We start from the raw sequence: 25,966 nt of genomic DNA on the forward strand, positions 1-25,966 counted from the left end.
GGACTTCACTCCCAGTATACCGAGCAACCCCCGATAAACCAGGAGGAACCCATAAATGAAGCTACGTCTCCTACCGGCGCTGCTGGCCCTGACGCTGGCGCCCGCGGTCGCCAGTGCCGAGGTGCTGCTGCCCGCCATCATCGACGTCCTCGTGGATGGTGGTAACAACTATAACTGGCAGAAGGTCGAGCTGCCGGGGACCCAGTGCGGCAACGGCTCGCAGTACAAGTTCTTCGTCAGCCGGACCTCCTCTCCCAACGTGCTCTTCCTGCTCGAAGGTGGCGGCGCGTGCTGGGACTACGACACGTGTAGTGGCCGCGCCGGAGTGCTCGGGGCCGCCAACCCGAACGGCATCAGCGACGACTACATTCAGCAGTTCACGGCGAAGTACGTATCGCCCCTCGTGAACGGCGCGGACCCGGGCTTGCCGCTGCGCTCGAAGACGGACCTGGTGACGAAGGGGTGGAACGTCGTCTACCTGCCCTACTGCACCGGCGACGTCCACACGGGCAACAACGTGGCCACCTACGTGGACCCGACGGGGGCCAACCCGCCGCTGACCTGGCACCACAAGGGCTACTCCAACTCCATCGCCGCGGCCAACTACGTGAAGGCGCAGATCCCCGGCGTGCAGAAGCTGCTGGTCACCGGCTACAGCGCGGGCGGCGCGGCCACCGCGTCCGGGTACTACTTCATCCGCAAGATCATCAACCCGGCCAAGGGCTACTACCTGAATGACTCGGGCCCCATCCACCTGGCGCCCAACGCGGACGCGCTGTCGCGCCCGCTGCACGACAAGATCCGCCAGTCCTGGAACCTCAACTCCGTGTTCGGCCAGCTGCCGGCCACCTTCGACCAGAACAACTTCGGCAGCATCAGCCGCATGGTGGCCCAGGAGTTCCCGAACGATCAGCTGGCGTACACGGGCTATCTGCAGGACTACAACTACTCGCGCTTCTCGTACGAGCGCTTCCGCACCCCCAACGACAAGGCCTCCATCCTCAACTACTGGAAGGCGGACCAGGACAAGCTGGTGGCGGAGATGAACCTCTACAACAACTTCAGCTACTTCATTCCGTATCACCGCCCCATCAACGACAGCCACTGCAGCACCGTCATCACCTTCATCGGCTCGCACGCCTGCCAGCGCATGGAGAAGAAGCGCTACTGGTATGAGTACCTGGAGTGGCCGCCGGGGCAGACGTACAAGTGCTACAGCGAGTTCGTCTCGATGGACACGTTCCTGCGCCGCTGGATCAACGAGAACCAGCGCATCCGCATCTACGAGCCGGCAAACAACTACAACAACGAGGACCCGGGCATGAGCGCCGTCTCGGCCCTCATCAACGGCGCGCTCGGCGGGTAGTCCGCTGAACACGGTGGGCGGGGGGACTCAGCTCCCGCCCACCCGTGCGTCACCGGGGCCTGTGTTCCTTCCTCGGAGCACAGGCCCTCAGTTCGACCGGCGCTCCTCGGCCCGTCGGCGCCGTTCGGCCTCGCCAGCGCTCTCCGGAGGCACCAGCGCGCTCGGTCCCCGCCCGATGAGGTCCTTGCGGCCTGCCTGCTCCAGCGCCTCGCGCACCAGCGGCCACTGCTCCGGGTTCCAGTAGAGCAACAGCGCCTTCTGCAGCCGCTTCTCGCGCAGCCCTCGCGCCGTGTACACCGGCTCCATCTTCAGTGGATCGAACCCCGAGTAGTACATGGCCGTGGCCACCGCCATCGGCGTGGGGATGAAGTCCTGCACCTGGCGCGGTCGCTTCCCGTTCTGCTTCAGCCACAGCGCCAGGTCGATCATGTCCTCCAGCGCCGAGCCCGGGTGTCCGCTGATGAAGTAGGGGATGTCGTACTGCTCCTTGCCCGCCTCCTCGCTGGCGCACGCGAACATGTGCTGGAAGCGCTCGAAGCTCGCGATGCCCGGCTTCTTCATCTTCTCCAGCACGCGCGGCGACACGTGCTCGGGCGCCACCGAGAGCTGGCCGCCCACGTGGTGCGCGGCGAGCTCCTTCACGTACTCGGGTGAGCGCTCCGCCAGGTCGTACCGCACACCGCTGGCGATGAAGACGTGCTTGACGCCCTCCTCCTCGCGCACCTGCCGCATGACATCAATGAGCGGCCCGTGGTCCGTCTGGAGGTTCTCGCACACCCCGGGGTGGACGCAGGACAGCTTGCGGCACCTGCGCTCGATGTCCTCGCTCTTGCACTTGAGCTTGTACATGTTGGCCGTGGGGCCCCCCAGGTCCGTGATGGTGCCCCGGAAGTCGCCCATCCGCCGCAGCGCCCGCACCTCACGCAGCACGCTCTCCGCCGAGCGGCTCTGGATGACGCGCCCCTCGTGCTCGGTGATGGAGCAGAAGGTGCATCCGCCGAAGCACCCTCGCATCAGCACGATGGAGTGCTTCACCGTCTCGTAGGCGGGGATGCGCTCCTTGTACATGGGGTGGGGGACGCGGTTGAACGGCAAGTCGTACATCTCGTCCATCGCCACCGCGCCTTCCGAGGTGCCTACCCCGTCCTCCAGCGGCTGCGCCGGCGAGTTCATGTAGATGGCGCGGTTGCCATGGCGCTGGGCCACCGGGCGCGCGTTGCCCGGGTTGGTCTCCATCTGGAAGTCCCGCGTCATCACCGCGAAGGCGCGCTTGTCGGCGATCACCTCCTCGTAGGAGGGCAGCACCACCGTCTTGCGGTCCGCGGCGCGCTTCGCCGGGTCCGCCTCGTGGACCTTCATCTCCGCGTCGTTGATGAGGTAGGCCGTGCCGCGCACGTCGCGGATCTGATCGATGCGCTCACCTCGGCGCATCCGGTCGGCCACTTCCCATACGGGGCGCTCGCCCATGCCGAAGATGAGCAGGTCCGCCTTGGCGTCGAAGAGGATGGAGCGGCGCACCTTGTCGCTCCAGTAGTCGTAGTGGGCGATGCGCCGCAGCGAGGCTTCAATCCCGCCCAGGATGATGGGCACGTCCGGGTACGCCTCGCGGCAGCGCTGGGCGTAGACGATGGTGGCGCGGTCCGGCCGGCAGTTGGTGCGCCCGCCGGGGCTGTACTGGTCCTCCGAGCGGTTCTTCTTCTGCGCGGTGAGCCGGTTGAGCATCGAGTCCAGGTTGCCGGCGGCCACCCCGAAGAAGAGCCGCGGCTTGCCCAGCACTTTGAAGGGGTCGGCTGAGTGCCAGTCAGGCTGGGCGATGATGCCTACCTTGAACCCTCGCCCCTCGAGGAACCGGGCGATGAGCACCGGTCCGAAGGCAGGGTGGTCCACGTAGGCGTCGCCACTGACGATGATGATGTCGAGCTGGTCCCAGCCTCTCGCCTCCATGTCGGCGCGAGTGGTGGGAAGGAACGGATGGAGGAAGCGAGCGGGCGTGGCCATGGTGGAGACGCCGCCTCCTATTAGAGGAGGAGCGGCGCTTCCCGTTAACACGCGACCGCCCCCAATCCCATACCCGGCGTGCTCCGAACGTGCTCGTCCGGCGGGGTGGGGGAAAACCGGAATTCAGTGCTTACTGAGCCGGTCTACGCGCCGAGCACGCTCCGGGCGCGCGCGTAGTAGGCATCGCGGCTCGCCTTGCCGTTGTAGCCGCCGTTCACCCGGTAGGTGATGGCGTCGAAGTTGCCGGCGTCCGCGTAGGAGTTGAGGTTGCGGCTGGTCCAGAACCACGCCGCGGTGCGGAAGCCCACGTCCGGAGCGGCGGCGCGAGCGGGGTTGTTCTCCAGGTCGATGCCGAGCGCCCGACCCGCGGCGCGGTAGTTGGAGCGGCCCGTGAGCTGGATGGGGCCGCGGCCCTTGAAGCGCACGCCGTCGCCAGGCTGGGTGTTGCCCAGGTCCGCGCGGCCCTCGTACGCGGCGCCGGAGGCGATCTCCTCGAAGTAGCGCAGCTCGACGCTCTCGTGGGCGAGCTGGGCGAGGAAGGCGGCCTGCCGGCGAGGCGTGTTGATGTTCGCCTCCTGCATGGCGGAGTTGAGGTAGGGCAGGAGCTGCTGCGCGCGGCCCTCGGGGAGGTTGGGCATGATGGCCCGGAGCTGCTGGAGCGACACGCCGCCCGTGGTCGGCACGTTGCCGGGGCCGGTGACGGGGCCCGGGCCGGTGACGGGGCCGTTGCCTCCGGGGATGGTCAGGCGCTGGCCGGCATAGATGAGGTTGGGGTTGGAGATGCCGTTGGCGGAGGCAATCGCCCCCACGGTGGTGCCGAAGCGCCCGGCGATGCCGCTCAGCGTGTCTCCGCTCTGCACCGTGTAGCTGCGCGAGCCGCCGCCAGCCGGGGGCGCGCTGGGCGCCTGGGGCGCGGAGCCCCCGGGGATGGTGAGGCGCTGACCGGCGTAGATGCGGTTGGGGTTGGAGATGCCGTTGGCGGAGGCGATCGCCCCCACGGTGGTGCCGAAGCGCCCGGCGATGCCGCTCAACGTGTCGCCACTCTGGACGGTGTAGCCGCGCGAGCCGCCGCTGGGAGTCGCGGTGGGGGCGTCGAAGCCGTCGGGGATGGTGAGCTGCTGGCCCGCGTAGATCCGGTCCGGGTTGGCGATCCGATTGGTCTGGGCGAGGCGGTCCACGGAGGTGTTGAAGCGCTTGGCGATGCCTCCGAGGGTGTCACCACTGCGGATCGTGTAGGACTGGGACACAAGGACTCCGTGCGAAGATGGTGCCCTGATTCTCGAATCAACCGTGGAAAAGTTGCGGATTCAGAGAATCTGGAGCCCGTGGCTGCTCGCCTGCAGCGAGAGCAGGCTCGGTAGGGGATATGTTGAGTACGAAATAAATCCCGCGCTTGCGCCTTGGTGAGCTCGCAAGGCGTGACCGCATCCCGCGGCCGCAGACCCGGAGCAGACCCACCCAGACCCTCGCGGCGTCCCCAACGTCAGGGCTCGAGCCCTGCGTCACGGGAGAGCTGTACCCCCAAACCCCCCAACCCGCACCTCCCGGCTGCCTCGCGCGGCACGGAGCAGTCCCCCCTTTGCCTTCACACAAGGACTCTCATTTTGAAGAAAGCCCTTTTCCTGGTCGGATCTTTGCTCGTCATCAACAGCCTCGCCTGTGGCTCGCAGGACATGGTCACCGGTGGTGAAGAACCCGCGCTCGTGGAAACCGAGACGGAGGCGTTGACCCTGCAGAACTGCACGCCGTTGGCGGCCTCGTCCGTCATCGCCAGCGGCAATGACGGCAATCCGCCAGCCAATACCCTCGATGATCAGCTCGGCACCCGCTGGAGCAACCTCGGCAAGGGCTCCTGGATCGACTACGACCTGGGCTCCAACCAGACGGTCTCCGCGGCGGCCATCGCCTGGCACCAAGGCAACACCCGGACCAACACCTTCACGCTCTCCACCTCGTTGGATGGGATGACGTACACCCCGGTCTACACGGGCACGAGCAGCGGCACTACGACGGCGGCGGAGACATATGCCTTCACCGCCCGCACCGCGCGCCGCCTGCGCATCACCGTGAACGGCAACAGCCTGAACGAGTGGGCCAGCATCGCCGAGGCGCGCGTGTGCTCCGGCACGACGCCTCCGCCCTCCACCGTCGTGTGGCGCGGGGACTTCGAGACAGGGGACCGCACCCAGTGGTCCGGGACGCAGATGGTGAGCGCGGACCGGCTGCAGGTGGTGTCCTCGCCGATGCGCGAGGGCCGCTACGCCATGAAGGTCACCGTGCGGCAGGGCGATGACCCCATCAACTCCAGCGGCAACCGCAACGAGCTGTTCCGCATGACGCGAGAGCCGACGGGCTCGGAGTACTACTACAAGTGGAGCACGATGTTCGCCACGGACTTCCCGAGCGTGAAGACCTGGCAGCTCTTCGCCCAGTGGCACCACGAGGGCAGCAGCGGCTCGCCGCCCGTGGAGTTCTACGTGAACGGTGAGGAGATTCGCCTGAACATCGGCGGCAACCCCGGCACCATCGTGTGGCGCACGCCCCTGGTCCGTGGGGCGTGGCAGGACTTCATCTTCCACGTGAAGTGGTCGCCGAACGCGAGCGTGGGCTTCGTCGAGCTGTACCACAACGGCAAGCTCGTCCTGCCCAAGCGCTACATCGCCACCCAGTACTCGGGGATGCTCAACTACCTGAAGCTGGGCCTGTACCGGAACGAGACCGTGTCCCAGGTGGGCGTGCTGTACCACGACGGTTTCACCATGGCGAAGCAGCTCTCGGACGTGCTCCCGTAGCGGCTGCCTCCAAGTCAGGACTCCGGAGCCTGGGAGCGGCTGGCTGCATGGCTGCTCCCGGGCTCGCCGGGCATGAACGTTTGCCTACCCGGTAAGGCAATGGAGGCCCGGCTCCCTGTGCGCCACCTTGGGAACATGGAACTGGGCTTCGAGACGATCGGGAACGCCACGCTCATCTGTCACGACGGCGGGCCAGTGCTGGTGACGGACCCTTGGTTGGATGGGGGCGCCTACTTTGGCAGCTGGACGCTGTCGCACGAGATACCGGAAGCCCAGCGCGAGCACGTTCGTGGCTGCCGGTACGTGTGGCTGTCCCACGGGCACCCGGACCACCTGAGCACGGAGTCGCTGGAGAAGCTGCGCGACAAGACGGTGCTCCTGCCCAACCACTTCGGCCACCGCATCCGCGATGACCTCAAGGCCCAGGGCTTCAATGTGGAGGTGCTGGTGGATCGGGTGTGGACGCCGCTCACCCCGCGCCTGCGGGTGATGTGCATCCCCGACATGAACCAGGACGCGGTGCTGCTGGTGGACCTCGGCGGGCGGCTCATCGTGAACCTCAACGACGCGGGGGACCGGGGCTGGGGCCGCTTCGTGCGCAAGGTCATCTCCGGCTACTCGGAGTCCTACCTGCTAGCGCTGTCCGGTTATGGCGACGCGGACATGATCAACTACTTCACCGAGGACGGGTCGCGGCTCCCCCCGTACGCCGCGGCGAAGACGCCCGTGGGCCAGACGATCGCGCGGATGGCGAGCTTCTATGGCGTGCGCTACTTCGTGCCCTTCAGCTCCATGCACAAGTACCAGCGCAACGACAGCGTCTGGGCCTCCGAGTACACCACCACGCTGGAGGACTATGCCCGGGGCTTCGAGTCCTCGACGTGCGAGCTGCTGCCCGCCTTCATCCAGCGCGATTTCCTCCATGATCGCCTCGAGTCCATCTCCCCGCGAGAGCGGGCCCTCCAGCCCGTGGACCCCAAGGTCTTCGGCGACGACTGGAGCGAGCACCTGAACTCCCGCGAGGCTCAGGACCTGGAGGCGTACTTCCGGCGGGTCCACCACCTGGAGCGGGTCCTGGACTTCCTGCGCTTCCGTGTGGGCGGCCGGGAGCACTTCATCCCCTTCCGTCGGGGACGCTTCCACAAGGGCATCACCTTCGAGGCGCCGCGCAACTCGCTGATGACGGCGGTGCGCTACGAGGTCTTCGATGATCTGCTCATCGGCAACTTCATGAAGACGACGCTGCACGGCGACTTCGGAGAGGGACGGCTGTACCCGGACTTCAGCCCCTATGTGGCGAAGTACGCGGACAACGGGCGGGTGCGCACGCGCAACGAGCTGGCGGCGTACTTCGCGGAGTACCGGCGCAGGGATCCGGTCGGCTTCCTCCGCTCGCGCCTGGAGACGCACTGCATGCGGCCGCTGCAGACCCAGTCCGCGGAGCTGCTGCGCGCGGTGCTCAAGCCGGACTCGCCGGCGTTCCGCAAGGCCAAGGAGGCCTTCTGGAAGGTGCGCCGGGCGGTGCTGTAGAGCAGGCGGCTCGTCCCCAACATCCGCCCGCGCCTCTGCTCGCGGAACGTGCGGGCCCCCGGGGTGGGAGAAATGCCGCGCCCCCGCCCCGGCTGTTGGGGGGCCATGAAATACAACCTCCTATTGCCTGCCCTCCTGGCGATCGTTGCATGTGGTCCCGGGACGGCCGAACGCTCCGAGGCCGAGAGCCTCTCGACGGGTGAGGCGGCCCTCGTCGCCCCCGTTGCTGGCTCCGTCCCCACAGGCCTGCCTCCCCAGTTGTTGGTGGGCCTGTTCGAGGACGCCGGACAGAGCTGGATGAAGAACAGCGGCGTGCCCTGGAACGTGCGGTACCGCTACTTCGTCAAGGGCTGGATCGACAACTGGGGCTGGGGCCCCACCGAGGGCAAGTGGGGCCTGGACTACATGCGCGAGTGTGACGCGCAGGGCTTCATCCCCGCCATCCAGTACTACCAGCTGAACGATGAGCCCGGCGGCGGCGAGGCGCAGCTGCTCTCCAAGGTCCAGAACGCGACCACCATGCGCAGCTACTTCTCCGACTTCAAGGTGTTGATGCAGCGGGCGAAGGAGTTCGGCAAGCCGGTGCTCGTCATGGTGGAGGCGGACGGCTTCGGGCTGCTGCAGAAGCAGGCGCTCAACAATCCGAATACCGCGGCGGCGGTGGCCTCCACGGGGCTGCCGGAGCTGGCCGGGCTGCCGAACACCGCGGCCGGCTGGGGGCTCGCCTTCCTCCAGCTCCGCAAGGCGGTGGGGGCCAGCAACGTCATCCTGGGCATCCACGTCTCCGCGTGGGCTGGGGACGGAGATCTCGCCCACTTCTCCGTCACCACGCCGCTGGAGCCGGAGGTGACGAAGGTCCACTCGTTCCTCAAGCCGCTCGGCCTGGCCTCCAACGTGACGGGGGCGACCTGGGACGTGCTGGTGACGGATCCGCTCGATCGCGATGCGGAGTTCTTCCAGCGGATGTTCGGGCAGGACCGGTGGTGGGACCCCAGCGACTCGGCCCCCATCACCTCCAAGAGCTTCAACCGGTATGCGGAGTGGCTGCGCCTGTGGAACGTCGCCTCCGGCAAGCGCTGGGTGCTGTGGCAACTGCCCCTGGGCAACTCGAACCACCTGGGCGTGGACAACACGCGCGACGCGCCGCGCGAGGGCTACCGCGACAACCGCGCCGAGTACTTCTTTGGCACCAGCGGCGCCGCCCATCGGGAGAAGTTCGCTGGCAGCGGCGTCATCGCCCTGCTCTTCGGCAAGGGCGAGGGCCGGCAGAGCTCGTACACGAACGACTACTACACCGATGGCCAGCTCTTCATGAAGAGCCGGGCCGGCGCCTTCCTGAAGGCGGGGGGGCTCGTCATCCCCGCGGGGCCCACCTTGCCCGGCACGACGCCTCCGCCCACGCCTCCGCCGTCCACGGACCCCGCACCCTTCCACTTCGAGAATGGCACCCAGGGGTGGACACGCTGGGGCGCCACCATCACGGGCATCTCCTCCTCTTCCGCTCGCGCCTGGGCGGGCAGCCGCTCGCTCGCGGTGTCGATGGCGGGCGCCGTGAATGGCCTGGCCAAGGTCTACGTGCCCGGCGCCTCGGTGCCCCGAGGCCGCACGGTCTCCTTCCGCGTCTGGGTCCCGGCGGGCAGCCGCGTCACCGCGCTCCAGCCCTATGTTCAGCAGGGCGCGGGGGGAGGGTGGCGGTATACCGGAACGTGGATCTCCGCCGCGACCCTGAGGACTGGCGCCTGGAACACCGTCAGCGTTCAGGTGCCCGCGAACGCGGTGCTACCGCTCCAGGAGCTGGGGCTCGAGCTCTCCACCAACGGGAGCTGGACGGGCACCGTCCACGTCGACTCGGTGAGCTGGTAGGCCCGAGCGACTCAGCCTGGCGTCTCGCGCACGAGCTTCCCAAAGGGCGCGAGCGCGAGCATGGCCAGCTTCACGTGCTGAATGGCGAACGGAATGCCGATGATCGTCAGCGCCAGCGTCAGGGCGAGCCCGATGTGGCTCAGGAAGATCCAGATGCCGGCGACGAGGATCCAGAAGACATTCAGCACGCAGCCGACGGGGCTGCTGCCCGGCGCGTCGAGGATCTCTCGACCGAAGGGCAGCAGCGACAGCCCGGCGATCTTGAAGCACTGCAGACCGAAGGGGATGCCAATGACGGTGAGGCACAGCAACAGCCCGCCGATCAGGTACTCGAGGAAGATGATGAATCCCCCTCCGAGGATGATCCACAGGATGTTCAGGATCGGGCGCATGCCCGTACCCTACTTCGCCGCGAGCACCGCGCCCAGTCGCCGCATGCCCTCGTCGATGATCTCCGGCGGGCGGTTGGAGTAGTTCAAGCGGATGAACTGGGGCTGCGGGTTGGCGGCGAAGAACGAGGTGCCGGGCACGAAGGCCACGCGCTGCTCCAGCGCTCGCGGGAAGAGCTCATCCCCGCTCAGGCCGCGCGGCAGCTCCGCCCACAGGAACATGCCGCCATCCGGGTGGGTCCACCGCATGTCCTTCGGCATGTGCGCCGTCAGCGAATTCAGCATCGCCTGGCACCGCGCGCCGTAGTGCAGGCGCAGCTGGCTCAGGTGCCCCTCGTAGTCGAAGCGCTGCAGCAGCCGGTAGGTGGCCCGCTGCGCGAGCGTGGCCGTGTGCAGATCCGCCGCCTGCTTGATGATGGTGAGGCTGCGAATGAGCTCCTTGGGGCCCACCGCCCAGCCGATGCGCAGCCCCGGCGCCAGCGTCTTCGAGAAGGTGCCCAGGTGGACCACCACGCCCGCCTCGTCCAGCGAGGCCAGCGGCGGCAGGTGCGTGCCCCGGAAGCGCAGCTCGCCGTACGGGTTGTCCTCGAGGATGAGCACCCCGTGCGTCTGCGCGAAGCGCACCAGCGCGTGCCGACGCTCCACCGACAGCGTGGTGCCCTTCGGGTTGGAGAAGTTGGGCACCAGGTAGATGAGCTTGAGCCGGCGCTCGGTGACGAGCTCCTCCAGCTCGTCTACGCACATGCCCTCGTCGTCGCTGCCGACAACGCGGATGTCGGCCTCGTAGCCGGCGAAGTTCTGCAGCGCCGCCAGGTAGCTGGGGTTCTCCACCACGACGATGTCACCCGGATCCAGCATCGCCTTGGCCACCAGGTCGATGCCCTGCTGCGAGCCGTTGGTGATGAGCACCTGCTCGGACGTGGCGCGGATGCCGCGCTGGGCCATGTGCCCACGGATCCACTCGCGCAGCGGCGCGTAGCCCTCGGTGGTGCTGTACTGCAGCGCCGCCCGGCCCTCGTCCGCGAGCACCTCGGCGTGCGCCTGCGCGATCGCCTCCATGGGGAACAGCTCGGGGGCGGGCAGGCCCCCGGCGAAGGAGAGGATGTCCGGACGCTCGGCCACCTTGAGGATCTCTCGCACCGCGGACGGCTTCAGCCGCGCCATGCGCCGCGCGAGCGGGAGCGAAATAGGAGTGGGATGCACGCTAGCGGCGAGGGTCACGGTCAATCTCCTTTCAGGAGAACAGCAGAGGGCTGTACGAGCGTCTCTTCTTTGATGGATGTCAGAACGATGGTGGTGTTGGTGCGAGTGACGCCGGAGATGGTGCGCAGCGTCTCCACGAGCAGCTGATCGAGCGTGCGCGTGTTCGCCGTGCGTACCTTGAGGATGTACGAGTCCTGGCCGGCGACGCGGTGCGCCTCGAGCACCTCGGGCAGCGTCAGCACCTTCTGGGCGAAGTTCTCGAAGTACTTGGGGTGCTCGATGTTCACCCCGATGAAGGCGGTGATGTCATTGCCCAGCTTCGTCGCGTCCACGCGCGCCGTGTAGCCGGTGATGACGCGACGCTCCTCCAGCTTGCGGATGCGCTCGGCGACCGCCGGCTGCGACAGCCCGACCGCGCGGGCGATCTCCAACTGAGTCGCCCTCCCGTCACGCTGTAACATGTCGATGATGCGGTAGTCCTGAGCGTCCATGGGCCAGAGGGACCTTATTTTTATAAGCGTCAACTGACTCTGGCAGATAGGATATTATTGCTGTTCCAAAGTTTCAAGGGGATCTGGCGGCTCCGGTTTTACTCGAAGCTGCCGTGGCGGCCGGCCCCCTGGGCGAAGCGGCGGGCGCCCGCGAGGGACTCGGACTGGAGCACCTGGATGCCCCGCTCGAACTCCTGGCGGAGCGCGGTCTCCAGGGGCAGTCCGTCCTGCTCGTAGGCCGAGCGCCGATCGGCGTTCATGCAGGCCTGGGGAAACGCGGCGAGTTCCCGCGCCAGCGCCTCGGCCGCCTGTCGGGCCGTCCCGGGCGGCACCACCCGGTTGACGAGCCCCATGCCCAGCGCCTCCTGTGCGGATACGGGGCGCCCGGTGAGGATCAGATCCAACGCGCGCGACAGGCCGATGAGCCGCGGCAGCCGCACCGTTCCTCCATCGATGAGCGGCACGCCCCAGCGGCGGCAGAAAACGCCCAGCACCGCGTCCTCCTCGGCCACCCGCAAGTCACACCAGAGCGCCAGCTCCAGCCCGCCGGCGACGGCATGCCCCGAGAGCGCTCCAATGACCGGCTTGCTCAGCAGCATGCGCGAGGGCCCCATGGGCCCATCTCCCTCGGGGGCCAGCCGGGGCAGCCGCCCCTCGGCCACGGCCTTGAGGTCCGCCCCCGCGCAGAAGGTGCCTCCCTCGCCGAAGAAGACGCCCACCTTGGCGTCGGGGTCCGCGTCGAAGGCCCGGAAGGCGTCCGCGAGCGACTGCGCCGTGGTGCCGTCCACGGCGTTGCGCACCTCGGGGCGGTGGAGGATGACGGTGGTGACGGGCCCGCGCTTCTCGACCTGGACGTTCATGCGGGCGCAGCCTCGCACGGGCCCTCTGGGAGCGGAACCTGTCTCCTCGCGCCACGGCCGGCCGTGCTTCCCACGCAGAGGCTGCGCCACAACGAGCGGCGCGGCGCAAGATCTGCGGTCTTCCCGCGTCATCCCCAACGAGAGCGGATGGCCTGGGCCCTGCAACGCCACCGCCGGACCCACGCACCCCGGAAGGAATCCATGAAGGCCAGCCGCATCATGACCATCAATGTGACCTGCATCACCCCGGAGACTCCGCTGCCGCGCGCTCAGGCGCTCATGAAGCAGCTCCGTGTGCGTCACCTGCCCGTGGTGACCCAGGGTGTGCTCTGCGGCATCCTCTCGGACCGGGATCTGCTGTCGCGGGGCTCGCTCCTCGAGGGGACGTTCGTGCTCCCGGACATCTCCACCAGCCAGGCGATGACGCTGCGGCCGATCACCTGTCGGGCCGGGACGCCCGTCTCGCAGCTCGCCGCGCTGATGCTCGAGCACCGGATCGACTCGCTGCCCATCGTCAATGCCTTCAACGAGCTGGTCGGACTGGTCACCTCGACAGATCTGATGTCGCTGCTGCTCGAGCCCGAGCAGCTCTCCAACGAACCGCCCTTCCGCTTCCAAATGTGTACGGCCGACGAGCGGATGGCTCCGAGCGCTTGAGCGCCTGAGCGGGCGTCCACCTTCGGTTAAGGTGCGCGCCCATGACCCGCTCGCTCTGTGTCCTGGCCGTGTTGTGCGGCGCGCTCACCGCCCGCGCCGCTCCGCCCGTGCGTCCCGCCGCCGCCGCGCCTCCCGGCTGGCAGCTCGAGTGGGCGCGCGGTGCCGTGTTCTACGAGGTGTTCGTCCGCAGCTTCGCCGACTCCAACGGCGACGGGGTGGGGGACTTCAACGGCCTCACGAGCAAGCTGGACTACCTGAAGGAGCTGGGCGTGGAGGGGCTGTGGCTCATGCCCATCTTCGAGTCGCCCAGCTACCACGGTTACGACGTCGTCAATTACGAGAAGGTGGACTCGGAGTACGGCACCGAGGAGGACTTCGATCGGCTGCTGCGCGAGGCCCACCGGCGCGGCATCCGCATCGTGGTGGACTTCGTCATCAACCACACCGGCGCCGAGCACCCGTGGTTCGTGGAGTCAGCCGCTTCTCCCGACTCGCCCCGCCGCGACTGGTACGTCTGGCGCCAGGATGATCCCGGCTGGAAGCAGCCCTGGGGCAACGGGCCCACGTGGCACCGCAAGGGCGACGCGTACTACTACGGCATCTTCTGGAGCGGCATGCCGGACCTCAACCACCGCAATCCCGAGGTGCGCGCGGAGATGAAGCGGCTGGCCTCGCTGTGGCTGGCGCGGGGCGTGGACGGCTTCCGACTGGATGCCGCCCGCCACATCACCGAGAAGGGGCCGGGCGAGGCGCAGAACAACACGCCGGAGACGCACGCCTTCTGGCGGGAGTTCTCCGCCCACGTGCGCGGGGTGCGCCCCGACGCGCTCCTGGTGGGCGAGGTGTGGAGCACCACCCCGGAGATCCTCCCGTACTACGGCTCGACGGCGCGGCTGCGCGGCGGTGACGAGCTGCCCATGCTCTTCAACTTCCCGGTCGCCGAGGCCGCGGTGAACGCGCTCGAGACGGGCGACCCGGCGCGCCTGGCCACCACGCTCGCCGAGGTGACCAAGGCCTACCCGTCGGGCGTGCTGGATGCGCCCTTCCTCACCAACCATGATCAGACGCGCGTGGCCACCCTGCTCAAGGGGGACGAGCGGCGGCTGCGCAGCGCCCCTGCGGTGCTCCTGACGCTGCCGGGCACTCCCTTCCTTTATTACGGCGAGGAGATCGGCCTGCCCAACGGCCCGGGCGAGGAGGGCGATCCCGCCAAGCGCCGGCCCCTGCCCTGGGATGGCTCGGAGAAGGGGGGCTTCACCGCGGGCAAGCCCTGGAAGCCCTTCGTCGAGGGCTGGCAGGCCCGGAACGTGGCCGCGCAGCTCGCGGACCCCGGCTCGTTGCTGCACCGCTACCGGCTGCTCATCCACGTGCGCCGCGCCTCGCCCGCGCTGCGGCTGGGCACGCTGAAGCTGCTGCCCGCGAGCAAGGAGGCCCCCTCCGTGGTGGCCTTCCTCCGGGAGGCCGAAGGCGAGCGCGTGCTGGTGGTCCACAATGTGGGCGCCACGCCGGCCACCGTGCTCCAGGCGCTCCCGGCGGCGCCCGGGGAGGCCCTCTTCTCGGATCCCGAGGTGACGGCCACCGCCGAGCAGGGCAAGCGCGGCACGTGGCGGCTATCGGTGCCCGCGTACTCCAGCGCGGTTTGGCGCCTGCGATGAGAGCGGTCATTACGGGAGCCAGCGGCACGGTCGGCACGCGCCTGAGCGCGCACCTGCGCCAGGAGGGCTTCGAGGTCATCCCCTGGGACCGGCGGCGGGTCCCCGTGGATGACTACTGGGCCATGGAGCGCTTCGTCCGCGAGACGGCGCCGGACGTGCTCTTCCACCTGGCCACGGCCTCCGAGCCCACGGGCCGGCCCGGTGAGTCGTGGCTGATCAACTACGAGTGGACCAGCGAGCTGGCGTGGATCACCCGCACGTTGGGCGTGCGCTTCGTGTTCTCCAGCACGACGCTGGTGTTCTCCAACGACGCGCGCGGGCCCTTCACGGTGGACTCGCGGCCGGATGCCACCGAGGGCTACGGGTACGAGAAGCGCCGGGCCGAGGAGCGTGCCTTCTTCCAGAACCCCGAGGCGCGCGTGGTGCGGCTGGGATGGCAGATCGGCGAGCAGCTCACGGGCAACAACATGCTGGCCTTCCTGGAGGACAAGATGCGCCAGGAGGGCCGGGTGGAGGCGAGCACGCGTTGGTACCCGGCCTGCTCTCCGCTGGAGGACACCGTGCGGGCGCTGCGCGAGCTGGCCTGGGCCGCGCAGGGGCTCTACATGCTCGACTCGAACGAGCGGTGGACCTTCTACGAGATCGCCCGTGCGCTCAGCGCGCGCCACGGCAACCGGTGGCGGGTGGAGCCCTCGGAGCGCTTCGTGTTCGACCAGCGGATGCGGGATGAGCGGGTGAAGCTCCCCTCCCTGAAGGCGTGGCTGCCGGAGCTGCCGTAGGCCGGGCTCGCCGCAGTCGCTCGCGTTCACTTCGACCTTACCCATTTTTTCGTCGGCCCGAGTGCGACTGAGGGGGCTAGCGTCGCACTACAATGCCGCACATCTGCTAGGGTTGAGAACCTCGGAGGTTCTCTTTCCTTGGTGTTACCCACTAAGTGGCATCCCTTCGCGCTGGCGCTGCTGGTCACGAGCACAGCCGCCGCCCAGCCCCAGGCTTCAGCACGGCAGCGCCAGGATCGGCGTGCCGCGCTGCCCGCCACTGACGCTGAGCCTATCCCCGAGGTGTACGTAGCCGCCGGCAACCTCACCACGGTGGCCTTCAACGGGCCCTTGGACAGGGACAGCCTCGTGGTAGACCGCACCCGCTTCAAGTGGGTGGACGTCGGGGACCGCATCCTCGCCCTGGAGCCCTTCACGGACCTCGGGTCGGGCGAGCGGCTCATCATGCAGGTGGGCTTCAAGGACAGGGCCCTGCCAGCGAAGGCCATCCTCGCCGTCACCTCCAAGGAGGACGTGATGGACGGCAAAGTGGAAATGCACCGGAGGGCGAACACCCCCGAGGCACTGCTCGCGGCCCTCACGCAGAAGGAAGCCGAGTTGGCGGAGTTCAAGGCTCGGTACGCCGGCAGCGGCCCTGCGGGGCTCATGCTCTCTGAGTGGCTCACCGAGGAGAGTGGCCCGGTCATCCTGGTGGTGGAGTCCCCAGCAGCCGATGGTCACGGACTTGAAGTGCAAAAAGCCTTTGGCTTCCTGGGCAAGGGCTCAGCGCTGGTCGCCATCCGGCTGCGCAACATCCCGGGCCAGAAGCCGTGGGCGATGGAGCAGGTGCGCGTTGCCGGCCCAGGCGGCGCGGCGGTGAAGGTGCTCTCGGCGCAGATGAAGCCGGTGCAACTCGTGCCTGGCGAGGAGGGGCTCGTGGTGGTGGAGGTGCAGACGCCACCCTGGACGGCCGGCAAGCCCTTCAGCGTGGACCTAGTGGCTATCAGCGGCGAGCGCCGCCTCTCTATCACCTTGGTGAAGAAGTAGGAGCCCGCCCATGGTAACTAACGCCGTTCACCCCGATCACCTCAGGCCGGGGGATATGGTAGGCCCCTGGAAGATTGTTGAGTCGCTGGGCACTGGCAACTTCGGCCACGCCTTCAAAGTCGAGCGCGAGGGGATCTTCTTCACGATGAAGATGGCGGTGCGCCCCGCGCCCGAGTTGCCCAAGGACACCCCCGAGGAAGCCCTGGAGGAGCGGCAAGTGGATGGGCGCATGTGCCACGAGGGCGCCATCCTCTTGGCCAACACCAGTCACCCGGGCCTGCCACACCTGCGCGAGGTAGGCCGCTGGCCCCACCCCGTCTGGGGTTACCTCTACATCATCACCGACTACGTGCTCGGCGAGCCCTTCCAGGATTGGAGGGAGCATGCCCAGCCCACCGTCGCCCAGTTCGTGGACGTCTTCATCGAGGTGGTGCGCGTGGTGGAGGGGCTGCACGCCAAGGGCATCTCCATCCGGGACTTCAAGAGTGAGCACGTCATCGTCCCGGAGGACCACAAGCCAGTGGTGGTGGACCTGGGCAGCGCGTGGCTGCCAGGCGGCTCCATCCTCACCGTGGGGCTGGCACCGGGCACGCCCCACATGCTGCCCCCGGAGTGCGTCGCCTTCATTCGAGAAGGCTCCTGGAAGCAGGGCGCCCGGTTTGATCCGGGGAAAGCGGGTGACCTCTACCAGCTCGGTATCTTCCTGTACGAAGCGCTCACAGAGTGCTGGCCCTTCGATCCGCGGCTGACGAAGGACGAGTTGCTGGTGGCCATTGAGAACGTCGTCCCGCGCCCACCGCATCGTATCAACCCCGAGGTTCCCGAATCCCTCAGCCGCATCGCCATGAAGTTGCTCGAGAAGCAGCCCGAGGATCGCTACGAGAGCGCAGAGTCCCTGCTCAAGGCGCTCTGGGATGCCAACAAGGAGCGCGCCACGACGGCATGGAAGGTGTCGCTGCGGCTTCCTCCTCAAGGCCCGGCTCCCGTGACCCAGGACGAGGTGGAGGAGCGACGACTCCTGCAGCAGGAATCGGAGCGCAGAGCTCAGGAGGCACAGAAGGAGAAGGAAGAAGAACTCTCACGTGAGCAGGCACTGGAGGAGTTCTCCGCCACCATTCAGGAACTGGGGGCCAAGGCGCAAGCCGCTGAGGCACTGGAGGCGGAGGCGCGTGCCGCTGCTGAGAAGGCTGCCCGCCGCAAGAAGCGATGGCGGAGAATCGTCCTCGGGGCGGGTTCGCTCCTGCTGCTCCTGACGTTCTGGGTTGCCTGGCAGGTGTGGCGTACTCCCGTCCTGCCTTCCCCCGCTGCATCCGAGAAAGGAAGCTCGCTCGTGTCCACCATCAGCAACTCCCGGCCCGTGAGGGCCACCGCAGCCTGGCTGTGCGTCACATTCAGCGTCGGATGCACTGCGGCCCAAGTGCGGCCTCTGCCGGAGGACTGCCCTGCGGAAGCTGTCCGCAGCATGGAGGAGATGAACCTCCTCAACCAAGGCGCGTACAGCGTGGTCATCGACATCAATCAGCCCGGCAAGCAGCAGCAGGAGGGCATCTACTGGCCAGGGCCCATCGTCAGCAGGGTGGTGAAGTACTCATGGACAGGCCCGCTCCCCGAGGGAACCCTCCTCTATGGGCAACTCTGGACGGAGGGGTTGACCAAGGAAGGGCAGGAGGCCGTGTTGGGCCGCTATACCGAGGCCCTCCTGCCGGATGGGCGCCGCGTCCCTGTGTGCTTCGTGCTGGGGGACCTGACGGGACTCACCATCAAGAACCCAGGCTCCAAGCCGCGGGAGGCCCGCCTGCCGCGGGAGTGGAGTGTCTTGGCTGTTCGCCGCTGGCCGTAAGTAACCTTGAAGAAGCCTTGGGGCTCAGCGATGGACCTCTCTCGAGGCACACCTCTCCCGGCGCTGGACACGCCACCTGGAGGTGCCCACTTTGTTTGGAGGTGCTACCGGGCTTCATGGCTGCTACCACCACGCCGATGAGGCAGGTGCCGAGCAGCAGGCCACCAGAGGCGGGCCCCATCATCAACTGTCCCATGCGGCGGTCAGAGTGCATCGCTCAGGAGGCAACCCAGTACAGCCCTCGGCTGGTTGTCTCCTGAGCGCCAGAACCACAGTTTCAAGGCTGCCGCGTTTGACCGCGTTCGGGTCATTGCCGACCCGCCGGAACGAGCCAAAATTCTGGATAAGGTCGCTCGCGTTCACGCATGGACGCGGCGAGCAAACGAATTGTCCGGAATTACAAGTCTCTTAATTTTTGAGATCCAGCGAAAAACCTGCCCTGAGGGCTCTGCCGTACCCTGAAAGCGGTCACAACCTCACCGCTTTTTTGCGGCGAGGTTGAAGTGGCTGCTCTAGCGCCCGTTCCCCACGGGCGCCCTAACGGGGAGGAGAGCACATGGAGCGAAAACTGGCTGGGATGGCGCAGCAGGGCATTCCGCGGGTCGGGCTTCAGCAGTGGCTGTGGAACCTGATGTGGGTTCTCGGGGTGGCAACGACCGCGGCGTGTGGCCCCATGGAACCGGGGGTGGAGGCCGAGGCTTCATCGCTGGAGACCCGGACGCAGGCGGTGAAGACCCTCAACGGGCTGTCGGTCAACGGGCTGTCGGTCAACGGGTTGTCGGTCAACGGGCTGTCGGTCAACGGCCTTTCCTCGGTGGAGTTCAGGCAGTGGTTCAACCAGAACCCGGCCGAGCATGACGCCGTGATGGAGTACGTGAGCCTGTGCGCGATGCCCGCGGGCACGTCTCTCACCTATCTCAACCCGTCGACGGGGCTGAGCTACACGTGGCAGGGCCAGCTGGGACTGGCGCCCGACTGGAGCGTGGGGCAGGCGCCGAGCCGCAAGGAGCAGCAGGTCGTCTCCGCGTGCCTGGCGGCCCACGTGAACAAGTTCGGCAAGCACGTGCCCCTGTCCGTGCTGGGAAAGAGCGCGAAGGGCGTGCCCATTCCCTTCACGGACGAGGAGCTGGCGCGCTTCTCCGAGCGGGAGTCGTGCTTCTTCGGCAACTTCTTCAATGGCCGGGGCGGCTTCGCGGCCAACGATCGGCCCCGACTGAAGGACACCGAGAGCACCTCGCGGGCCTGCGGCCTGGCCTCGCGAGGCACCGAGGAAAGCTGCCCCGCCGTGGCGCACGTGGGGTTCTGCGACGACTTCTGCACGCGAGACGCCTCGAGCAAGTACTACGCGCAGTGCACCTATCAGGGGGAAACCTTCGTCCCCCTCACCACCCGCATCAAGCCTCAGGAGATCTTCACCTGTGGCGATGGGGTGTGTCAGTTCACTGAGAGCTGCGGGAATGGCTCCGTGCCCGGTAGCTGCAAGGCCGACTGCGGCCGCTGCGGGTAGACTCGCGGGCGTGCGCTGAACTCGCGCTCAGGGAGGCCCCTTCCGCCGGACGAGCACGGTCTGGCGGAGAGGGGTGCTGGACGCGAAGGACAACCAGGACGACTGGAGGGCGGTGTCTCGCTCCCAGAGCACCTCGTAGCCCCGTGCCGTGAAGTCCTCGGTGGCCAGCCCGTACCACCACTGGCCGATGAGGTTGTCCCAGATGACGACGGTGCCGGTGGGCAGCTCCGCGATGCGCGCCAGGGCCCCCTCGCGTGAGACGGGGAGCTTGGCTCGGCTGCCGCCCGGATCGAGGTCCAGGAAGACGAAGGTGAAGAAGTCCGAGGCGACGAGGGGCTGAGCGAGCTCCACGCGCGAGCGGGCCTCCTGGATGGCGTGGAGCGTGGCCTTGGGCAGGTGTGAGAGAGGCTGCAGCTCGACCAACACCAGCCCCTGCACGGCCTGGAGCCCGAGCAGCGCGGGCAGCAGGGCCTTTGCTCGCAGGCGAGGGAAGCGCTCCTCCAGCCACGCCACGCCAGTGAGGGCGATGAGGGCGTTGGAGGTGACGAGGGTGGCGAAGTAGCGATCGAAACCCGTGGAGGCGAAGCCGCCGGTCGTGAAGAGCAAGGCGTGGATGACGAGCACCACGGCGCAGAAGAGGACAGAGAGCCTCGCGGTGCCGCCCGCGCGCCACGAGGGCCTCAGCCCGACGAGCCACGGCACCAGCGCGGCGAAGCCCACGATGAGCGGCCAGCGCAGGAGATAGTGGAACGGAGGGCCGCTCCACTGGGTGCCGTGGACGGGCCAGGGGAAGGTGTCGAGGAGGTAGCGCCAGTTACCCGTGAGCGCCAGGACGGTGAGCTCCCACAGCACGGCGCCCAACCCCAGCATCAGCAGTGGCAAGAGGGCGCGCCGGTCGCGCAGCGCCTCGAAGCCCCACAGCGCCGCGAGTACGCCCAGGATGATGGCCCCCTCGGGACGCGCCAACGGAAGAAAGGACCAGAGGGCGGCAGCCAGGAGCCTGCGGCCGGACTCCAGCGCCAGGAAGCCGGCGGCGAGCACCAGCGCGAAGAGGGCCTCGGTCATCACGTCCGTGCCCACCTGGAGCAGCACGGGCTGGAGCATCGTCAGGGGCACGGCCAGCCAGGGACGGGGGAGCGACAGCCGCCGCGCGAGCAGGTAGGTGAGCCAGCCGGTCGACGCGCAGAGGAGCACGGTGAAGAGGCGCATCGGCGCATAGCCGAGCTGGCCCGGCACGGCGTAGAGGGTGGCGAACAGCGGCCGGGACCAGACGGTCAGCAGGCGATAGGGGAAGGGGGCCGGGTTGGGGGCGGTGGGCCACCGGCTGTAGATGGCGTGGATGGCAGCGTCCTGGTCCCCGGAGGCGGGAAAGCCCAGGAGCAGCACCGCGTAGGGGATCAGACAGGCGATCAGCGCGAACAGCGCGGCGCGGTGGGCTCTCATTGGCGCGCAGCCTAGCGAGATTCCCCAGCATTTCCGCTACTTTGGCGTCTCGACTCCCCGCCGCCGAGGCGCGCGGAAACGTTTTTGGGGCCCAAACGTACGTGAGGCAGAGGATGGGGAGCCTGACGGACGAAGAGCTCATGGAACGATTCTGCCAGGGTGACGAGGCCGCGTTCGAAGCGCTCTTCGGCCGTCATGCGGGGCGCGTGCAGGGCTTCCTGGCGCGGATGGTGCGCGACGGGCCGCTGGCGGAGGACCTGCTGCAGCAGACGTTCCTGTCCGTCATCCGGGCCCGAGGCCGGTACGAGCTGGGCACCCGCTTCATTCCCTGGCTGATGACGATCGCGGCCAACGCGGCCCGGGACGCGCTGCGCCACCAGCGGCATGTCGAGGCCTGGTCGAGCCAGCGCCCCGCGGCTCCGGCCTCGGTCCCGCCGGGCGTGGGCGATCCAGGCGTGCGCAGGCACATCCAGGACGCGCTGCAGCAGATTCCTCCGGACCAGCGAGAGGCGGTCATCCTCAGCAAGGTGGAGGGCTGGTCGTTCGAGGAGATCGCCACGATGCGGGGGATCACCGTGGGGGCGGCCCGGCTCCGGGCGCACCGTGGCTACGAGAAGCTCCGGCAGTTGCTGGACGGGCTGGGAGAGGCCTGATGCAACCTTCTTCCGTCGATACGTTGCTCCTGCGGGAGCCTCCCGCCAACGGCGCCGCGCTCGAGCGTGCGCTCACCGCAGCCCGGGGAGAGCTGGCGTTGAAGCGGCCGGTGCGGCGTTGGCGCACGCAGGCGGTGTGGGTGGTCGCGTCGTCTGTGGCCATGGTGGGCTCGGTGGCGGCGGTGCTGTTGGCGGTGGAGCAACTGACCCTGTCGGACCTGCTGGGGCGGGCGCACCTGTTCGCGCTGCTGTGGGTGACCGGGGCGGTGTGCGCCTGGAGTTCGCTGTCTCCGCGCGGGCGCGGGCTGCGGCGGGTCGGCGTGCTGCTGGCGATGGTCAGCGCCGCCACCCTTGTCTTCTCGCGGGGAGCGGCCGCCTCGGCGCCCTCGCTGCCTCCATGGGTATGTACGGTGAGCCACCTCGGGGTGGCGATCGGCCCGTTGATCGTCTCGGTGTTGGCCCTGCGCGCCGCCGCCTTCCATCCGCTGCGCGCGCTCGTGGCGGGGCTGGCGGTGGGGACGACGGGGGCGCTGATGGGAGAGCTCGCGTGCGCGCAGGATTGGCGGCACGTGGCGGGCTACCACCTGTCGGCGTGGGCGCTCGTCGCCCTGGTGGAGTTGGCGGTGTCGAAGTTCCTCAAGCCCCGGTCGTTCGCGCCATGAATCAGGATCCGTCTCTCATCGTGTCGGAGGACGTGGAGGGAGCACCCGTGCGCATCGGCGAGAAGGTGCGGATCGCGCGCGCTCCCCCGGAGGATGTGCTCAGCCAGCGTTTCCTCGGCCGCGTCGGCGTCGTGGTGGCGCTGGTCTTCGATGATCCTCGCCTCCAGTACCCGGCGGATCCGCTCATCCAGGTCCGAGTCCCCGGGCTCGGAGAGGACCTGTTCTTCTTCGAGGAGCTCGAACTCACGCCGGAGTGGGCACGGCGCCCGCTGCCTCCGGTGCGGCGAGCGCGGCCGGTCGATGAACGCGACCCGGCGGATCTGTCCTGACGGGGCTCGAACCCGACCCCTGGCGGAGGAGGTCTTCCAGAGCGCTCCGGCGGGTGGCTCAGGGCTTGATGCGCTCGCGCCAGCCGGCCTCGGCGGCGCGCTCCGCCGCCAGGATTCGCCGAACGTCCTCGTGGGCGGCGGCCTCGGCCTCCGCTCGCGGCATTCCGCCCAGAAACTCCCGGATGGCGGCGCGCTCCTCGAAGAGGGCCTGCTCGGCCTCGGACATGCTGGGCAGGTCCATATGGGGACGTGGCTTCTGGTGACCCATGAAGCCGCAGGTGTACCCCGACTCCCTGACACGCGTCTTCGCCACCTGGCAGGCAGTGCGTGGGGATCCACCGTGTCAGGTCCTCTCGCGCTGCATGAAAACGGGGCGGACCCCGGAAAGAGGTCCGCCCCGAGGTGCTGCTCACTGAGCTGACTCAGCCCTGCGAGGCCTTCTTGGCGCGCTTCGGAGCCTCGGAGGCGAGATCCCGCTCACCCAGGTTCGTGGCGCCGATCCAGCGCTGGCGGTTGAAGCGGTTGAGGTTCTTGTTGGCGACCACCTGGAAGGCGGTGGAGCTGCCCTGAGCGGCGATCTCCACCGACCAGCCGAGGAACACCTCCCACAGGCGGTACCACCACTCGCCGTAGGCCTTCACCACGGCCTCGCGGTTCTGCACCCAGTTGTCGTACCAGCGCGAGATGGTGAACGAGTAGTGGATGCCGATGTTCTCCACGGAGTGGATCTCGAAGCCCGCCTTCTCCATGTGCTCCACCACGAAGCTCAGCGGCATGGAGGCGTCGGCGCCGGGGAAGATGTACTTGTTCATGAACAAGCCCCAGACCAGGTCTTCGAGGTTGAAGCCCAGCAGGCCGTTGCGGGCGCGCAGGCCGGCGATCTGGAGGAAGAAGATGCCGTCGTCGTCGAGCAGGTTGTAGACCTGATCCATGAAGGCGCCGAACTTGCGAACGCCCACGTGCTCGGCCATCTCCAGGCAGGAGATCTTGTTGAAGCGCTCCTTGGGGATGTCGCGGTAGTCCATCACCAGCGCGCGTGCGGAGGCGGAGACGCCCTCGCGCTTGCACTGCTCGTTGGCGAACTCGGCGCCCTTCTCCGCCACGGTGATGCCGGTGGCGTCCACGCCGTAGTCACGCGCGGCGTGGGCCACGAGGGTTCCCCAGCCACAGCCGATGTCCAGGAGGCGCTCGCCCTTCTTCAGCTGCATCTTCTCGCAGACCAGGCGGATCTTCTGGTCCTGCGCCTGCTCCAGCGTGTCGTCCAGGGAGCGGAAGAAGCCGGACGTGTAGACCATGCGGGGCCCGAGGAAGGCGCCGAAGAAGTCGTTGCCGCGGTCATAGTGGGCGCGGCCGATGCGGATGTCTTGCTCCTGCGAGTGGATGAGCACCTCGGGCAGGAAGCGGGTGAAGACGAACTTGAAGTGGTCTCCGACCAGGCTGTAGTCCACCACCGCGTCACGCTGCTTGATGAAGTCGCGGAAGTCGCCCTGGATGTCGATGCGCTCGTGGATGAAGTCATCGATGAGCGTGGTGATGGGGATCTTCTGGCCCCCGTAGCGGGAGCGGACTTCAGGAGACTTCGGGATGATGCGCTGGTGCAGGGAGGTGTCCATGCGTACCTGATAAGTGCCTGCCGCGGGATTGCGGGCTGGAAAGGGCGCCGGATACTGACACACCATGTCGCGCGGGAGCGGAGGGAATCCACACGCGCATGCATCTCAACCTCATCGAAACCGTCGCATTCGCGGGCATCGTCCTGTATGCCGGGCAGGGCGTGCGCTGGCTGGTCCCTCCGCTGGCTCGGTACAACATTCCTGCTCCGGTGATCGGTGGGTTGTTGGTCGCCACCGCGCTGACGGTCTCCCGGAGCGCGGGCTACACGCCCCTCACCTTCGATACCGCGCTCCAGAGTCCGCTGATGATCGCCTTCTTCGCGAGCATCGGCTTCGCGGCGTCGCTCTCGCTGCTGCGCATGGGTGGGCCGCAGGTCGCCTTCTTCTTCATCGCCTCCACCGTGCTCACCGTCCTCCAGAACGTGGTGGGCGTGCTCCTGACGTATCCGCTCGGAGTGCCGCCGCTGTTTGGCGTCCTCGCGGGCTCCGTGACGTTGGCGGGGGGGCCCGCGACGGGGCTCGCGTTCGCGCCGCTCTTCGAGCAGGCCGGAGTGGTGGGCGCTCCCGCCATCGCCATCGCTGCGGCGATGTTGGGCATCATCTCGGGAGGTTTGATTGGTGGCCCCGTGGCGACGTTCCTCATCCGGCGCCATGGGCTCAAGTCCCAGGCGGCCTCGCTTCCCGCCGCCGGAGCCGCCGAGGCCCACACCCCTTCGGCCCCGGGAGCGGAGGAGAGCGCTCGGGCCCTGCTGAAGCACGTGGTGATTTTGCTGGCGACCCTCTGGGTGGGCGGGTGGATCAGCCAGGGCTTCAAGGCGCTGGGGGTGACGCTGCCCGGCTACATCGGCGCGATGCTGACGGCGGCCTTCCTGCGCAACCTCGATGACCGGACGCGGTGGCTGCGGTTGTCCGGCCCGCACCTCGAGGCGCTCGGTGGCGCGGCGCTCTCGTTGTTCATCACCATGGCGTTGATGACGCTGGAGTTGTGGAAGCTCGCCTCGGTGGCCTTGCCCCTGCTGATCCTCGTGACCGTGCAGGTGGCCCTCACGGCGGCGGTCTGCTTCTGGCCGATGTTCCGCCTGATGGGGCGGGACTACGACTCCGCGGTGATGGGTGGAGGCCTGTGCGGGTTCATGCTGGGCACCACGGCGAACGCTGTCGCGAACATGGAGGCGCTGGTCCACAAATATGGCCCAGCGCCACGCGCCTTCCTCGTGGTGCCCATGGTGGGCGCGTTCTTCATCGACTTCAGCAATGCCGTGGTGATTACCGTCTTCCTCAACCTGTTCCGAGGCTGAGGGTGGCTGGGC

23 protein-coding genes are annotated in these 25,966 nt (G+C 68.0%); 14 read left to right on the plus strand and 9 right to left on the minus strand.

Features of this window, described 5'->3' with window-relative positions; genetic code table 11:
- The first annotated feature begins 55 nt into the window (after window positions 1-55).
- Window positions 56-1,366 carry a pectin acetylesterase-family hydrolase gene (locus SYV04_RS28480; RefSeq protein WP_321549091.1) on the plus strand — a complete coding sequence of 437 codons (1,311 nt, stop codon included), beginning with the start codon at window positions 56-58 and terminating at the stop codon, window positions 1,364-1,366.
- A gap of 87 nt (window positions 1,367-1,453) precedes the next feature.
- Here SYV04_RS28480 and SYV04_RS28485 read toward each other — a convergent pair whose 3' ends face one another.
- Window positions 1,454-3,364 (minus strand): YgiQ family radical SAM protein, encoded by a 1,911-nt coding sequence (locus SYV04_RS28485; protein ID WP_321549092.1) that lies wholly within the window; start codon window positions 3,362-3,364, stop codon window positions 1,454-1,456.
- A gap of 143 nt (window positions 3,365-3,507) precedes the next feature.
- Window positions 3,508-4,611 (minus strand): LysM peptidoglycan-binding domain-containing protein, encoded by a 1,104-nt coding sequence (locus SYV04_RS28490; RefSeq protein WP_321549093.1) that lies wholly within the window; start codon window positions 4,609-4,611, stop codon window positions 3,508-3,510.
- Window positions 4,612-4,968: 357 nt separating this feature from the next.
- Between SYV04_RS28490 and SYV04_RS28495 the strand changes: the two genes are divergently transcribed.
- From SYV04_RS28495 to SYV04_RS28505, 3 genes are all read left to right on the plus strand, one after another.
- Window positions 4,969-6,156 (plus strand): heparin lyase I family protein, encoded by a 1,188-nt coding sequence (locus SYV04_RS28495; protein WP_321549094.1) that lies wholly within the window; start codon window positions 4,969-4,971, stop codon window positions 6,154-6,156.
- A 135-nt stretch (window positions 6,157-6,291) separates the two neighbouring features.
- Complete coding sequence (locus SYV04_RS28500) at window positions 6,292-7,686, plus strand: MBL fold metallo-hydrolase (protein WP_422723981.1); 1,395 nt, start codon at window positions 6,292-6,294, stop codon at window positions 7,684-7,686.
- Between the two features lie 105 nt (window positions 7,687-7,791).
- Window positions 7,792-9,549, plus strand: a complete 1,758-nt coding sequence (locus SYV04_RS28505) for a hypothetical protein (RefSeq protein ID WP_321549096.1) — start codon at window positions 7,792-7,794, stop codon at window positions 9,547-9,549.
- 11 nt (window positions 9,550-9,560) lie between these two features.
- Here the strand turns inward: SYV04_RS28505 and SYV04_RS28510 are convergent, their stop codons facing one another.
- From SYV04_RS28510 to SYV04_RS28525, 4 genes are all read right to left on the minus strand, one after another.
- Window positions 9,561-9,941 (minus strand): YccF domain-containing protein, encoded by a 381-nt coding sequence (locus SYV04_RS28510; RefSeq protein WP_321549097.1) that lies wholly within the window; start codon window positions 9,939-9,941, stop codon window positions 9,561-9,563.
- A gap of 9 nt (window positions 9,942-9,950) precedes the next feature.
- Window positions 9,951-11,102, minus strand: coding sequence for an aminotransferase-like domain-containing protein (locus SYV04_RS28515; RefSeq protein WP_321549337.1), 1,152 nt, complete (start codon window positions 11,100-11,102; stop codon window positions 9,951-9,953).
- A 59-nt stretch (window positions 11,103-11,161) separates the two neighbouring features.
- The gene (locus SYV04_RS28520; protein WP_321549098.1) at window positions 11,162-11,632 is read right to left on the minus strand and encodes an Lrp/AsnC family transcriptional regulator; all 471 of its coding nucleotides are present in this window, start codon (window positions 11,630-11,632) and stop codon (window positions 11,162-11,164) included.
- Between the two features lie 98 nt (window positions 11,633-11,730).
- On the minus strand, window positions 11,731-12,492 hold the full coding sequence (locus tag SYV04_RS28525) for a crotonase/enoyl-CoA hydratase family protein (RefSeq protein WP_321549099.1): 762 nt from the start codon (window positions 12,490-12,492) through the stop codon (window positions 11,731-11,733).
- Between the two features lie 201 nt (window positions 12,493-12,693).
- Between SYV04_RS28525 and SYV04_RS28530 the strand changes: the two genes are divergently transcribed.
- From SYV04_RS28530 to SYV04_RS28555, 6 genes are all read left to right on the plus strand, one after another.
- Window positions 12,694-13,149 (plus strand): CBS domain-containing protein, encoded by a 456-nt coding sequence (locus SYV04_RS28530; RefSeq protein ID WP_321549100.1) that lies wholly within the window; start codon window positions 12,694-12,696, stop codon window positions 13,147-13,149.
- A gap of 41 nt (window positions 13,150-13,190) precedes the next feature.
- Window positions 13,191-14,804 carry an alpha-amylase family glycosyl hydrolase gene (locus SYV04_RS28535; protein ID WP_321549101.1) on the plus strand — a complete coding sequence of 538 codons (1,614 nt, stop codon included), beginning with the start codon at window positions 13,191-13,193 and terminating at the stop codon, window positions 14,802-14,804.
- Entirely contained in the window at window positions 14,801-15,583 is a 783-nt protein-coding gene (locus SYV04_RS28540; RefSeq protein ID WP_321549102.1) for a sugar nucleotide-binding protein, read from the plus strand. Before SYV04_RS28535 ends, SYV04_RS28540 begins: the two co-directional genes overlap by 4 nt.
- Before the next feature lie 141 nt (window positions 15,584-15,724).
- On the plus strand, window positions 15,725-16,609 hold the full coding sequence (locus tag SYV04_RS28545; RefSeq protein ID WP_321549338.1) for a DUF2381 family protein: 885 nt from the start codon (window positions 15,725-15,727) through the stop codon (window positions 16,607-16,609).
- Window positions 16,610-16,664: 55 nt separating this feature from the next.
- Window positions 16,665-18,449, plus strand: coding sequence for a serine/threonine protein kinase (locus tag SYV04_RS28550; protein ID WP_321549103.1), 1,785 nt, complete (start codon window positions 16,665-16,667; stop codon window positions 18,447-18,449).
- A 556-nt stretch (window positions 18,450-19,005) separates the two neighbouring features.
- Window positions 19,006-19,956, plus strand: a complete 951-nt coding sequence (locus SYV04_RS28555) for a hypothetical protein (protein ID WP_321549104.1) — start codon at window positions 19,006-19,008, stop codon at window positions 19,954-19,956.
- 27 nt (window positions 19,957-19,983) lie between these two features.
- Here the strand turns inward: SYV04_RS28555 and SYV04_RS28560 are convergent, their stop codons facing one another.
- Window positions 19,984-21,399, minus strand: a complete 1,416-nt coding sequence (locus tag SYV04_RS28560; RefSeq protein WP_321549105.1) for a hypothetical protein — start codon at window positions 21,397-21,399, stop codon at window positions 19,984-19,986.
- A gap of 113 nt (window positions 21,400-21,512) precedes the next feature.
- Here SYV04_RS28560 and SYV04_RS28565 point away from each other — a divergent pair, with 113 nt between their 5' ends.
- Genes SYV04_RS28565 through SYV04_RS28575 form a run of 3 tightly spaced genes read left to right on the plus strand, consistent with a single transcriptional unit; the run spans window position 21,513 to window position 23,043 of the window.
- Window positions 21,513-22,052 carry an RNA polymerase sigma factor gene (locus SYV04_RS28565; protein ID WP_321549106.1) on the plus strand — a complete coding sequence of 180 codons (540 nt, stop codon included), beginning with the start codon at window positions 21,513-21,515 and terminating at the stop codon, window positions 22,050-22,052.
- Window positions 22,052-22,714, plus strand: a complete 663-nt coding sequence (locus SYV04_RS28570) for a DUF1109 domain-containing protein (RefSeq protein ID WP_321549107.1) — start codon at window positions 22,052-22,054, stop codon at window positions 22,712-22,714. Before SYV04_RS28565 ends, SYV04_RS28570 begins: the two co-directional genes overlap by 1 nt.
- Window positions 22,711-23,043, plus strand: a complete 333-nt coding sequence (locus tag SYV04_RS28575; RefSeq protein ID WP_321549108.1) for a Carotenogenesis protein CarS — start codon at window positions 22,711-22,713, stop codon at window positions 23,041-23,043. The genes SYV04_RS28570 and SYV04_RS28575 overlap by 4 nt, the downstream gene beginning before the upstream one ends.
- A 58-nt stretch (window positions 23,044-23,101) precedes the next feature.
- On the opposite strand, the gene SYV04_RS28580 is transcribed toward SYV04_RS28575, so the two are convergent.
- Both SYV04_RS28580 and SYV04_RS28585 read right to left on the minus strand, forming a co-directional pair.
- Complete coding sequence (locus tag SYV04_RS28580; RefSeq protein WP_321549109.1) at window positions 23,102-23,284, minus strand: hypothetical protein; 183 nt, start codon at window positions 23,282-23,284, stop codon at window positions 23,102-23,104.
- A 181-nt stretch (window positions 23,285-23,465) separates the two neighbouring features.
- Window positions 23,466-24,656 (minus strand): cyclopropane-fatty-acyl-phospholipid synthase family protein, encoded by a 1,191-nt coding sequence (locus SYV04_RS28585; protein WP_321549110.1) that lies wholly within the window; start codon window positions 24,654-24,656, stop codon window positions 23,466-23,468.
- Window positions 24,657-24,754: 98 nt separating this feature from the next.
- Between SYV04_RS28585 and gltS the strand changes: the two genes are divergently transcribed.
- Window positions 24,755-25,954: a sodium/glutamate symporter gene (gltS, locus tag SYV04_RS28590; RefSeq protein WP_321549111.1), complete on the plus strand. Its 1,200-nt coding sequence runs from the start codon at window positions 24,755-24,757 to the stop codon at window positions 25,952-25,954.
- Window positions 25,955-25,966: the final 12 nt, after the last annotated feature.

The organism is Hyalangium ruber, from assembly GCF_034259325.1.
Taxonomy (GTDB): Bacteria; Myxococcota; Myxococcia; order Myxococcales; family Myxococcaceae; genus Hyalangium_A; species Hyalangium_A rubrum.